This window comes from Gilliamella sp. CG13, from assembly GCF_046635805.1.
GTDB classification, from domain to species: Bacteria; Pseudomonadota; Gammaproteobacteria; order Enterobacterales; family Orbaceae; genus Gilliamella; species Gilliamella apicola_I.
This window is the reverse complement of record NZ_JBIDFM010000004.1, coordinates 228,243-240,673: the sequence shown is the minus strand read 5'-3', so window position 1 is coordinate 240,673 and position 12,431 is coordinate 228,243. Positions and strand designations below refer to the sequence as shown.

The window sequence follows — 12,431 nt, the reverse complement described above, 5'->3', positions numbered from 1 at the left end:
AAGAATCAACATTATGAAATTTATTATTGATCGAGAAAAACTTATCAAACCATTGCAACTTGTTAGTGCGCCTTTAAGCAGTCGCCCGACGCTACCAATTTTAGGCAATTTATTGTTACAAGTAAGTGATAGTACACTATCCATGACGGGAACCGATCTTGAAATAGAGATGATTGCTCATATCCCGCTTACGGAAGCAAACGAACCCGGTGCAACCACAGTCCCAGCGAGAAAGTTTCTTGATATTTGTCGAAATTTACCCAACAATGCTCAGATTTCAATAACTGTTGATGACAATCGATTGATGATTCAATCTGGTCGAAGTAAATTTTCCTTATCTACACTACCTGCCAGTGATTTTCCTAACTTAGAAAATTGGCAAAGCGATGTCGAACTTTCTGTACCACAAAAAACAATCAAACGTCTTATCGATGCCGTCCAGTTTTCGATGGCTAACCAAGATGTAAGATACTACCTTAATGGTATGTTATTTGAAATCGAAGATGGACTTTTAAAATCTGTTGCAACCGATGGACATCGACTTGCTCTTTGTTCGCAACCGATTGGTCAAAATATTGCAACGTCTTGTTCTGTAATTTTACCAAGAAAAGGTGTTATTGAACTGGCAAAATTGGTGAGTGATAATGATGATATTATCAATATACAAATTGGTAATAATAATTTACGAGTTAATCTCGGTGATTTTACCTTCACCTCAAAACTGATTGACGGCAGATTCCCTGACTACAAACGAGTATTGCCACGTAATCCCGATAAACCGTTAGAAGTTTCGTGCGAAGAGTTTAGAAATTCGTTATCACGTGTCGCCATTTTATCCAATGAAAAATTTCGCGGTATCCGACTTCATGTTCACAACAACCAATTAAAAATTACAGCAAATAACCCAGAACAAGAAGAAGCAGAAGAAGTGGTTGATGTAAAATACTCTTCAGCAGAACTTGAAATTGGCTTTAATGTGACCTATTTATTAGATATATTAAATACGTTGAAGTGCGATAGTGTACAACTACTTTTAACTGATGCCACATCAAGTGTACAAATTGAAGACATTAATGATCAGTCAGCCATTTATGTTGTGATGCCAATGCGCTTATAATCAAATTTAACCTTTCCGGCTTAGGCCGGAATAACTTAGCTTATATGATTCTTTCACAGATCAAAATCCATCATTTTCGTAATATATCTTATACCGAGCTGTGTTTATCCCCCCATTTCAACTTTATTGTTGGCGATAATGGTAGTGGTAAAACTAGCTTACTTGAGGCTATCTATATGCTTGGTCATGGACGAGCATTTAGACATATTCAATCCAATCGTATTATTCAGCATGAACAATCTGAATTAACGTTATTTAGCCAAATTGAATCATCTAATCAACAAACCCGAACCATTGGGTTAGTCAAAGCACGTAATAATGATAATAGAATTAAAATTGATGGTGATGAGGGATTTCGATTAACCGATCTTGCTAAACTCTTACCCATTCAATTAATTACACCAGAAGGATTTGATTTACTTATTGGTGGACCAAAATATCGACGAGCTTTTATTGATTGGGGGTGTTTTCATCATTATCCTGAATTTATCCATTTATGGAACAATTTAAAGCGGTTATTTAAGCAACGTAATGCCTTATTAAAACAATCCACGAGTTATAATCAACTGTTACCTTGGGATAAAGAGCTGGCTCCCATTGCTGAAAAAATAAGTCAAATTCGCTCGGAGTATTCACAGCATATTTTCCCCGAAATCATACAAACCTGCCATGACTTTTTGCCTGAATATCTGCTTAATTGTCAATATTATCAAGGGTGGGAACAAAACATTAATTATAGCGACACATTACACAAACAGTATGAACGAGATAGATTACTCAACTATACTTCATTAGGCCCACATAAAGCCGATATCCGTTTGCGTATCGACAATATACCTGTTGAAGATTTCTTATCACGGGGACAATTAAAATTATTGATGTGTGCACTACGTCTTGCGCAAGGTGAATATTATTCAAAACAAAGCGCACAACCTTGTGTCTATTTAATTGATGATTTTGCGTCAGAATTAGATCATCATAAACGAGCATTATTAGCAAAACGGTTAAAAATGGCGAATTCACAAGTGTTTATCACAGCGGTTAGCCAAGACCAAGTAACCCATATGATTGACGAAAATGATAAGATTTTTCACATAAAATCTGGTATAATTTCCTAAATATACAGAATGATATAAATAAATCAAACAAGTCGAGAGATCCATGTCAAATTCTTATGATTCTTCTAGCATTAAAGTACTTAAAGGACTTGATGCTGTCCGAAAACGTCCAGGTATGTATATTGGTGACACTGATGATGGAACAGGACTTCACCATATGGTTTTTGAAGTTGTTGATAATGCCATTGACGAAGCATTAGCTGGCTATTGTCATCACATTGAAGTGACCATTCACCCTGATAATTCAGTCTCAGTACGAGATGATGGTCGTGGTATTCCAACCGGTATCCATGAAGAAGAAGGAGTTTCAGCAGCTGAAGTCATTATGACGGTATTACATGCTGGCGGAAAATTTGATGATAATTCATATAAAGTATCTGGTGGTTTACATGGTGTGGGTGTTTCCGTCGTTAATGCCCTATCTGATAAATTAGAATTGGTCATTTATCGTGAAGGAAAAATTCACCAACAAGTTTACCATTTAGGTGTCCCTCAAGAGCCGTTAAAAATCATTGGCGAGACTAGTGAGTCGGGTACTTATGTGCGTTTTTGGCCAAGCCCAGAAACTTTTACTAATATTGAATTTGTTTATGAAGTTTTAGCTAAACGCTTACGTGAGCTATCATTCTTAAATTCAGGTGTTTCAATCAGATTGCTTGATGAACGTACCGGTAAAAGCGAACATTACCACTACGAAGGTGGGATACAAGCTTTTGTTGAATACTTGAATAAAAATAAAAACCCGATTCATCCAAAAATCTTTTACTTCAGTACGGAAAAAGACGGTATAGGTGTTGAAATCGCTTTACAGTGGAATGACGGTTACCAAGAAAATATTTATTGTTTCACCAATAATATTCCTCAACGAGACGGCGGTACCCATTTAGCCGGTTTTCGTGGAGCAATGACCCGCACCCTAAACAATTATATGGAAGCGGAAGGATACAGCAAAAAAGCGAAAATTAGTGCGACCGGTGATGATGCTCGTGAAGGACTCATCGCGGTTGTATCGGTCAAAGTACCTGATCCAAAATTCTCATCTCAAACTAAAGATAAGCTAGTTTCGTCAGAAGTAAAATCGGCTGTTGAATCGGTAATGGGTGAAAAATTAGCGGAATATCTGCTTGAAAACCCATCTGATGCAAAAATCGTGGTAGGTAAAATTATTGATGCAGCAAGAGCACGTGAAGCCGCTCGTAAAGCGCGTGAAATGACACGGCGTAAAGGTGCATTAGATTTAGGTGGCTTGCCGGGTAAACTGGCTGATTGCCAAGAAAAAGACCCTGCTCTATCTGAACTTTACTTAGTGGAAGGGGACTCTGCGGGCGGTTCTGCAAAACAGGGACGAAACCGCAAAAACCAAGCCATTTTACCGCTCAAAGGTAAAATCTTGAATGTCGAAAAAGCTCGCTTTGATAAAATGCTTTCTTCACAAGAAGTTGCTACATTGATTACAGCATTGGGTTGTGGAATTGGTCGTGATGAATACAACCCAGATAAAATGCGATATCACAGCATTATTATCATGACCGATGCTGACGTCGACGGCTCACATATTCGAACATTGCTATTAACCTTTTTCTATCGTCAAATGCCCGAAATTATCGAACGTGGTTATGTTTATATTGCGCAACCACCACTCTATAAAGTGAAAAAAGGGAAACAAGAACAATACATCAAAGATGATGAAGCGATGACGCAATTCCAAATAGCATTAGCGCTTGAAGATGCTTCATTGCATGTTAACGATCATGCGCCTGCACTGGCTGGCGAAGCCTTAGAAAGATTGATTGCTGAGTATCAAAAAGTTGAAAAGCTCATCGCGAAAATGGAACGCCGTTATCCTAAAGCATTACTGTCTGAGCTGGTTTACCATGATGTATTAGATGAAAATATACTTAAAGATAAGCAATTAGTCGAAAATTGGGCAAAAACCATTGTCGACAATTTATCGAATAAAGAACAACATGGTAGTAGTTACCGTTATTCAGCTGAATATAATGAAAAAACACAACTTTATGTACCTGTCATCAAAGTGAGAACGCATGGAGTAGATAATAACTATGCATTAGATCAGGTATTTATTCACAGTAATGAGTATCGTAACATTTGTCATTTGGGTAAACAGTTAAGAGAACTCTTAGAAGAGAGTGCTTATATCCAAAGAGGAGAACGAAAACAACCGGTTAGTTCTTTTGAAGAAGCCGTTGATTGGTTAATTAAAGAATCACGCCGTGGTCTGACTATCCAACGTTATAAAGGGTTGGGTGAAATGAATCCAGAACAATTATGGGAAACCACAATGGATCCAACCAGTCGTCGAATGTTACAAGTGACCATTAAAGATGCTATTGAAGCGGATCAACTATTTACCACACTAATGGGGGATGAAGTTGAACCTCGTCGATTATTTATCGAAGAAAATGCTCTTAAAGCAGCTAACTTAGATTTTTAATTAGCTCAAATTGGAATCAAAAACCAGACTCAAAATAGTCTGGTTTTTTTATTAATACTCACCGCTAAAATAGCCTACGATGAATATTCATCTGTCATATTCTTTATTGGCATACAGGGCGATTAATTTTCATATCTGAAACGGCTTTATTCATCTGTTTAATCATATCTTTTGGTGTCTGAGCTATATATACCTTGCCCCCTGTCGCATTTGCAACACAATCAATCTTATGTTCACCAGCAATATCGACAATATTGATTTTTAAACGAGGTTTTGAGACTGAAATATGATGAGCTAATGTACAGATATTTTTATGAGTACAGGTATCTTCACCGTCACTGATAATTAAAATATAATCATCTCGTTTTACCCCATCAAGCATATTACTGGCTTTTTCTAATCCATTATAAAGTGGTGTTCCCCCACCACCAGCAGCGGTTGGCGTCAGTTTATTAATTTTATTTTTCAATGTTCCACGATTTTTATAACTATAAAAAGGTGAAACCTCGGCCGATGGACAGCCCGTTAGGGTCACTAGTGAAATATTGATATTTTGTTGTATTTTATCAATGCTAGTTAAAGCAACCTTTTTGCTACTTGATAAACGGCTTGGTAATCGAGTCATACGTTTTTCGTAGTTTAGCTTGTCTTGTTCCGACATATAGCGTGGAAAACCATAACCCAAATACTGAAAATACTGTTCAACCTCAGCGGGTGACTCTGCTAATGTCACTATCATCGACAACGAATTATCAAATACCATCACCATTTTAGAAGGATTGGGATTACTGACCAATTCTTCTTTGGTAATACAATTAGCAGGATTTTTAACTTTTGGTTTAGGCTTTTCTTCAGGTTCCGGTTTTTTCTCTTCAACCACTGTTTCTGTGTGCTCAACAGGTTGGGGATCCGGCTTAACTTCTGGATCAGGTTGGATAGGAACATCAACTGGCTCTAATTGAGGTTTTTTCTCTTCATCAGCAGGTATTATTACTGGTGCTGAAACATGACTCGTTTCAGCCACACTATCTTTATTAAATGGATAAAAGACATACCAAAGCCCACCAATTAATGCCAATATTAGCAATGCTAAAAGGAATATAGACCACCAACGCCAAGCCGATTTGGTTGGAAGCTTGGGTTCGGATACTTTAGGCGGTAAAACAGGATCTTCAAACGTATGAACAATAACAGGTTCATCATTAATGACAAAAATCGAATTACCTAAACTTTTAATTCTTGGTATCCAAGATGAAATCAGTGTTTGTTGTTCAGGGGTTAACGACATCAATTTAACGGTATTTTCAATATCTATAATACGTGTTTGTAACGTTGTCGTTACCGTTTGTCGATATAGTTCATTATTAATATCGCTTAATAATATGGGTTGTCCTTCCAGATTGGTAGACCATGCAATGTAATGATCATCTTCTATCAATTTTGGAATGGCGAAGACAGAAAAAGTCCGCTCAGTCAGATGTGATTTTAATAACGATAGTAATGAATTATATTGTTCTAATAAATTGATTTTTTGTGAATCACTGCTATCAAAACAATGCCGTGTTATTCGCTGCATGATAAATTAACTTCCTTACAGATCATTCTAATTTTACCTCAGCTTCAACATGAACATCCAAATATTAAAGATCATCACTGAATAATATCCTATTCGAATGCTACTTATTCACACAAAGGTTTACTGATATTCATATCAGAAACCGCATTATTCATCTGTTCAACAAGCTCGGGGACATTGTTAGCTATATAAACCTTTCCACCCGTTTTATCCGCTAAACAATCAATCTTATGCTGTCCCACAATGTCCACTATATTTATTTTTAAACGTGGTTGTTGGTTGGCAATTACATTGGCTAAGGTACAAATATTATCTTCCGAACAATTATCGTCACCATCACTGATAATTAAAATATAATCATCATGATTTACGCCATCAAGCATTGAACTGGCTTGCTTTACACCACTATATAACGGAGTAGCACTATCGTATTCTAATGGCGTTAAACGATTAATTTCATTCTTCAATTTTTCTCTATTTTCAAAATGATAAAATGCCGATGCCTTTGCGACAGGACAACTATTTAACGTGACAAGAGCAATATTGATATTAGGTTGTATTTTATCAATACTGGATAACGCAACTTGCTTACTACTCGATAGTCGATTCGGTAATCGGGTCATTCTTTCTTCGTATTGTTTGGCTTCTTCGAAAGTAAGATGATCAATCCCATTTGACAAATATTTTTCAATTTCTGCTTGAGGTTCAGTAAGCGTTAAATACATCGAAGCGGAGTTATCAAATATCATCACCATTTTAGAGGTTTGCTCGTTTTTTTGGATTTCTTCCTGTGAAATACAGCTAATTACTTCAGAAGTGGGATTGTTTGAGGTCGTTGGTGGTAATAGTTCAGCAATAGGTACGGGTGCTTTATCTTTTATATATAAATAATATAGATATCCAAGTAACCCGACAAAAGCAAGTGCTAAGGTCAAAAACCACCACCTACGCCAAAATGATTTTGTTGTCTTGACAGGAAAGGCTGGAGCCACTTCATTAGTCAGGATTGGCTCATCAAAATGATGAACAATCACAGGTTCATTATTAATGACATAAATCACATTACCTAAACTTCTCATTCTCGGTAACCAAGCCGAAATCAGCGTTTGTTGATCTTCCGTTAATGATTTGATTTTAATAGTATTTTCAATATCATTTAAACGTGTTTGAAGTGTTTTTTCAATCTGCTTTTTATCTGCTTCATTAATAATATCTTCAATGGCAACGGGTTGACCTTCAAGATGCGTATACCAACCGAGATAATGATCGCCTTCAATCAATCTCGGTATTGCTAAAATCGAAAAACTACGTTCGCTAACATTAGGCTTTAACAATTGTAAAACTGAATTATATTGATCAAATAACGTGATTTTATCTAAATCATTTGGATCAAATAACATTCTGGTTATACGTTGCATTGCTAATTTGTTTCCTTATGTTAAACATCGCTTTTACTAACTATTGGTATAATGAATACGCAAATTTAGATATTCAAAGCTTTCTGTAATTGTTGAAGTTTTTTATTTAATTTATCTAACTCAACTTTCTTTTCAATTTCTGAAGAATTTGAATTATTCACTTGCTTAAGTTGTTTTTCAATATCATCGACTTGTGCTTGCAAGTCTGCGCGATCTTTCGCTTTTTCTTTAATTTCGTTGGTTAAACTCGTTAAATCATCTTTCAATTTTTGTTGTTGTGCTTGCTTTTGCTTAATACTTAAGGCAGTGTCATTTTTCTGTCGTTCGATATTGGCATAGATCGCTTTAAATTGTTGATTTGCCTTTTTTTCATCTTCTAAAATTTGCTGTTTTTTATCAATTCGGGCTTGATAGTTGCCAGAATAATGACAACTTATCTTATCAAAAAAACCGATATTCGTATTCGTTGGATCACACTGTTCGGTTGTGGTTGAACAGCCCATTAACAACAAAATAGGGCTGAATAATATAAGGTATCTTTTTTTCATCATTAGCTCACCTGTACTGCTGAACGTTGTTGACTTACCACATTAATTTGTTTTTCAAGTAATGCTATCTGTTTATGAAGCTGATTAATTTGTTTATCTAATTTTGACATATTAATCCCTGATTGTTTTTCCCTTGCTGAAAGCATAACCCAATCACTTTCAATGCCTTTCATACGATCTAATTTGTCAGTTAAGTAAGCAATATTTGCATCGATTTGCTTCAACTCATTTTTAATCTGTCTTTTACTCAACGTTTTATTTTCAATCTGACTATTTAACACTTTCAAAGTTGCTAAATTTTTATCCAATACGGCTTGTGCATTTTGAGTAACAGCTTGTACTTCCATATTATTTTGCTGAATGTCATAAATATAAGCATCAATGCGCATTTCTTCATCTGCATACTCAGCACGCTTAGAATCAAGATAATAATTAGCGCCCATTAATACACCACACCCTACCGCTGCTGTAGCCAGACAAACACCCGGTTTTCCGCCAACTAAAATACAGCTAAGACCAGAAAATCCTGCACCAACGACACACGATTGCCAGGCTGATTTACTAAAAAATTGAGATGTATTACTATTGGTTAATGCAGGATCAACGTCTTTAGTTCTCCACCCTGATGATTGACATCCAGTTAAGACAACAGATAAACATAATGTTATTATGACAACTATTTTTTTCATTATTTCCTTCCTTTAATTTCATTGCAGGTTTGTAACCAAACTGATTGTTCTATTTTACCCGATACAATGTATTGATTGATATGTTTTAAATAGAGCTTTAAATAATCGCTCATATTTGCCTTTCCACTACTTTGTAAAATAAATTGTGTTGCTTTAGCTTGTTCATTAATTGTGTTTTTTTCGTAATTTGATGCAGTGCTAACAATAGTATCAGCATAATATTTTAATATAAAATTGCGTGCATTTCTTGAATCAATGACAACTTGATTTAAATTATTTAACTTTGTTTTAGAACACATATCTGTACTCTCTAGCTCACTTGAGTCACTTGCATCACAAATTTCATTAATCATTGTATTATATAAATTATTATTATATTCATATTTATCATTAAGATCAGAGACATTCGCACATAAAAAAGCCCCCAATTGTAAGGCAGATTGAATGGAACGATCTCGCTGCTCATCCCGTGACTGGTTCGCACTTCGTAAAAGTAGATTAAGTTGATTTAACTCTTTTTTAGTTTTTTCATCTTCAACTTGTTTAGTAATTTTTTCCAGTTCATTCACCACATTGTTATCATTTGACGATTCGACTTCATTACCAAGTTCGTTCCACTGTTTTTCTAATTCTTTAATCGAAACTTTAGAGTGCATAACTTCAGTGGTATACACTAAACGAAATCCAACATCTTTGCTTTGATAAGCACCTTTATTATCATAGTAAGGCTTTTCACTACGAAAGGCAGTTGTTATTGAAGATTCAGGAGTCAAATAACTACCGCCCCGAATAATCATGCCTCCTGGTTGTCCATGATAACGATCTAATTTATTCATTCTAAATGAATCAAACATCATTTCACTGGCATTACCTAAAATATCATAAAGATCCAGTGGATTAGGAGCTAACCGACCAATAAGTTGTAATTTTCCATTGGCTGACTTTGCCCCTGAAAACCATGCATAGTTTTCCAAACCACTCGTAATAGGAAAAACTGTCTCGCGAAATTCAGATTCAGTGACTTTCATGCCACCCCGTGCAGCGTACTCCCATTCGGTATTCGTTGGCAAACGTACATAGCCTTTTGGCAACGCTTTTAATTGAGATTGGTTTTCCAGTAACCATTGGTTATATTTATTACTAAATGCAATAGCATCAAACCAACTAATATTAGTCATAGGGAAAATCAAACTCACTTTAGCCGTTGGACAAGTATCATTCATCACCGCTTGATATTGTAGTGCTGTAATTTCATATTTACCGATTAAATAATACCTTTCTTCGTTTTCATTAGAAAAGCTACCAGAAATATAATTAGGTGTTGCGTATTCAGCAAAACCTAACTCTTTTTGATTACTGCCTAAAATTACTTTTACATCATCAAGTGGTTTATTGGTAGGCGTAAATACCCTTTTCATCACCAAACGCCCATCACAAGGCATCGGCAAAATCACATCATCACTGGCAGGTTTAGGATTATAAAACTTACTCTCCCAAGGCTCAGCATAACTGCATAAAGGGATAAAACTTAAGATTAGTCCCCAATAATGCCATTTTTTATGATTATACTTCGCGCAAGCTTTCTGCTGGCTGAATCTTAACAGCACGTCGACCTCCTACCGTTACTACAATAGCTGATATCAATAAAGTAAGTAAAAATGCGATAATAAAATGATAAAATTGTAATTGGCTAACTACTGGATGTGAAACTAAATTTTTACCTAACACAAAATTAAAGGCATAGTTGCCAAATAAAAAAAGTAGGCAAGAAATGATAAATGCCAAACAACTTAGCATCATGGCTTGAGTCATTAAATAAAGCATAATCCCTTTTGATTTAAATCCAAGTAATCGCATCAAAGCGATATCTTTGCGTTTACGTTCAATATTAGATAGAAATGATCCTGTAAAAGATAAAATACACCCTAATACAGCCGTTATTGCAATGACACTAAATATAAAATTGAGAACCCGATCTATCGCTTGCATATTTTCTATCGCATTAGCTTGAGTACGTGTTTCAATATTTTGTTGACGTAGTTTATAAGACAAAGGCGCTACATCATCAAGTGACCTTGCATAAATACGTGCTCTGGCAAATGAGTTATGTTCTGGCGGATTAACAAGCCCTGTGGTTGATTGAAAAATATTTATTTGATAACCATCATAAAAATGTTCCATATCAATTAAAAGCGCTAAAGACACAAATGCGGCAGCCCGACTATAATAAATTTCGGGAATCACTCCGATGATCTCTAACTCGACTATACCTTTTTCCAGTTTGCCATCGAGTTGCCTTGTCACAACCATTTTTACTTTATCACCAACCTTTGCCTGCATTTTTTCTGCGGCTAAAGCGGATATTAAAATCTGTTGTTCATGATGCAAGAGCGGTAAACTTTGGGTTATAGGATCACCTTTAGCTGTCGGAATAATTTCAGCATTATTAACAAAATGACGATTATCTTTCATTAAATCAGCTTGAGTATTAAGAGAACGTGTCAACGGAACCACAAACGCTGTTTCAGGTTGTTGGGCAATCCATTCAAACATTGAATGATCTAACTGTAAATTACCCACAATTTTAACTTCTATATTTTGCGGATCATTAAGTAACTGCTGGCGAAGCTGTGAAACAACACCATATTTTAAGCTAAAGAGTAGCAACAGTGGGGTAATTACCGAGATCACCGATGCAATAATACAAAATGAAACCTTCTTGTCGTACCATAAATCCGACAAAGATAACCAAGTAATAAGCCGCCATTTCGATAATAATGTGATCATCGCTTATACCTCATCTTGTAAGGGTAAAAATTCGGATGAATGGGAAGAGGTAATTTGAGACGTTAAAGTAAATAATCCTTTATCAGCAATACGTTGCCAATCATGGGTCACAATCAAGGCAGCAATATTATCCTGTTGAGCTTGCTCAATTATTAAATCAAATAATAAATTGGCATTATAAGGATCAAGCGCTGAAGTCGGTTCATCAGCCAGTAATAGTGCAGGTTTATGGATAATTGAACGAATAAAAGAAGCTCGCTGTCTTTCACCAATCGAGAGTTGTTTAGGATATTTACTTAACAAGTGTGAAATACTCAACTTTTGTACTAAATAATCAAATCGTTGTTTATCCACCTTTTTTTGTAACACATTTACTGAAAGCAAAATATTATCATGCACCGTTAAAAAAGGGAGTAATCCGCCTGTTTGCAACATAAAGCCCAAATAATTTGCGCGCATATCCGCTAACTTATCCAGTTTATCGTGTTGGATTAGTTGAGCAATATCAACGTCACCATTATCCATAGTAAGATTGTAGCAACCAATATGGTCAGGCTTTAGAATCATACCTATCATTTCAAGTAATGTGCTTTTACCCGAACCGCTATCACCTCGAATAATAACCACCTCACCCGCTTTAACGGTCAGCGCAGAAAGGTTAACACTAAAAAAAGATTTACCAGTTGAGCGCGTGATTGCAAGTTTTTTTATCGTTAGCATCTG

The 12,431-nt window shown here is 35.7% G+C and carries 10 protein-coding genes; 3 read left to right on the top strand and 7 right to left on the bottom strand.

Translation table 11 applies throughout. From position 1 onward, the window contains the following. Nucleotides 1–13 precede the first annotated feature (13 nt). Genes dnaN through gyrB form a run of 3 tightly spaced genes read left to right on the top strand, consistent with a single transcriptional unit; the run spans nt 14 to nt 4,690 of the window. Nucleotides 14–1,117 (top strand): DNA polymerase III subunit beta, encoded by a 1,104-nt coding sequence (gene dnaN / locus ACGH6R_RS08015; protein WP_267350413.1) that lies wholly within the window; start codon nt 14–16, stop codon nt 1,115–1,117. 44 nt (nt 1,118–1,161) lie between these two features. Continuing rightward, nucleotides 1,162–2,235, top strand: a complete 1,074-nt coding sequence (recF, locus tag ACGH6R_RS08010) for a DNA replication/repair protein RecF (protein ID WP_411599347.1) — start codon at nt 1,162–1,164, stop codon at nt 2,233–2,235. A 43-nt stretch (nt 2,236–2,278) separates the two neighbouring features. After that, nucleotides 2,279–4,690: a DNA topoisomerase (ATP-hydrolyzing) subunit B gene (gyrB, locus tag ACGH6R_RS08005; RefSeq protein WP_220216396.1), complete on the top strand. Its 2,412-nt coding sequence runs from the start codon at nt 2,279–2,281 to the stop codon at nt 4,688–4,690. Between the two features lie 103 nt (nt 4,691–4,793). On the opposite strand, the gene ACGH6R_RS08000 is transcribed toward gyrB, so the two are convergent. From ACGH6R_RS08000 to ACGH6R_RS07970, 7 genes are all read right to left on the bottom strand, one after another. Continuing rightward, nucleotides 4,794–6,266 (bottom strand): VWA domain-containing protein, encoded by a 1,473-nt coding sequence (locus tag ACGH6R_RS08000; protein ID WP_267379789.1) that lies wholly within the window; start codon nt 6,264–6,266, stop codon nt 4,794–4,796. A 104-nt stretch (nt 6,267–6,370) separates the two neighbouring features. Continuing rightward, on the bottom strand, nt 6,371–7,684 hold the full coding sequence (locus tag ACGH6R_RS07995; protein WP_411599345.1) for a vWA domain-containing protein: 1,314 nt from the start codon (nt 7,682–7,684) through the stop codon (nt 6,371–6,373). A 65-nt stretch (nt 7,685–7,749) separates the two neighbouring features. Then, nucleotides 7,750–8,235, bottom strand: coding sequence for a hypothetical protein (locus ACGH6R_RS07990; protein WP_411599343.1), 486 nt, complete (start codon nt 8,233–8,235; stop codon nt 7,750–7,752). Next, the gene (locus tag ACGH6R_RS07985) at nt 8,235–8,921 is read right to left on the bottom strand and encodes a hypothetical protein (RefSeq protein ID WP_267350403.1); all 687 of its coding nucleotides are present in this window, start codon (nt 8,919–8,921) and stop codon (nt 8,235–8,237) included. Before ACGH6R_RS07985 ends, ACGH6R_RS07990 begins: the two co-directional genes overlap by 1 nt. Then, nucleotides 8,921–10,528: an SUMF1/EgtB/PvdO family nonheme iron enzyme gene (locus ACGH6R_RS07980; protein WP_411599341.1), complete on the bottom strand. Its 1,608-nt coding sequence runs from the start codon at nt 10,526–10,528 to the stop codon at nt 8,921–8,923. The genes ACGH6R_RS07985 and ACGH6R_RS07980 overlap by 1 nt, the downstream gene beginning before the upstream one ends. Beyond that, nucleotides 10,485–11,708, bottom strand: coding sequence for an ABC transporter permease (locus ACGH6R_RS07975; protein WP_411599339.1), 1,224 nt, complete (start codon nt 11,706–11,708; stop codon nt 10,485–10,487). Before ACGH6R_RS07975 ends, ACGH6R_RS07980 begins: the two co-directional genes overlap by 44 nt. Before the next feature lie 3 nt (nt 11,709–11,711). Then, entirely contained in the window at nt 11,712–12,428 is a 717-nt protein-coding gene (locus ACGH6R_RS07970) for an ABC transporter ATP-binding protein (protein WP_411599338.1), read from the bottom strand. Between the last annotated feature and the right edge of the window lie 3 nt (nt 12,429–12,431).

What these genes read in the sequence shown, in the direction of transcription:
- dnaN (WP_267350413.1), top strand. Translation starts at nt 14, where the DNA reads ATGAAATTTATTATTGATCGAGAAAAACTTATCAAACCATTGCAACTT.
- recF (WP_411599347.1), top strand. Translation starts at nt 1,162, where the DNA reads ATGATTCTTTCACAGATCAAAATCCATCATTTTCGTAATATATCTTAT.
- gyrB (WP_220216396.1), top strand. Translation starts at nt 2,279, where the DNA reads ATGTCAAATTCTTATGATTCTTCTAGCATTAAAGTACTTAAAGGACTT.
- ACGH6R_RS08000 (WP_267379789.1), bottom strand. Translation starts at nt 6,266, where the DNA reads ATGCAGCGAATAACACGGCATTGTTTTGATAGCAGTGATTCACAAAAA.
- ACGH6R_RS07995 (WP_411599345.1), bottom strand. Translation starts at nt 7,684, where the DNA reads ATGCAACGTATAACCAGAATGTTATTTGATCCAAATGATTTAGATAAA.
- ACGH6R_RS07990 (WP_411599343.1), bottom strand. Translation starts at nt 8,235, where the DNA reads ATGATGAAAAAAAGATACCTTATATTATTCAGCCCTATTTTGTTGTTA.
- ACGH6R_RS07985 (WP_267350403.1), bottom strand. Translation starts at nt 8,921, where the DNA reads ATGAAAAAAATAGTTGTCATAATAACATTATGTTTATCTGTTGTCTTA.
- ACGH6R_RS07975 (WP_411599339.1), bottom strand. Translation starts at nt 11,708, where the DNA reads ATGATCACATTATTATCGAAATGGCGGCTTATTACTTGGTTATCTTTG.
- ACGH6R_RS07970 (WP_411599338.1), bottom strand. Translation starts at nt 12,428, where the DNA reads ATGCTAACGATAAAAAAACTTGCAATCACGCGCTCAACTGGTAAATCT.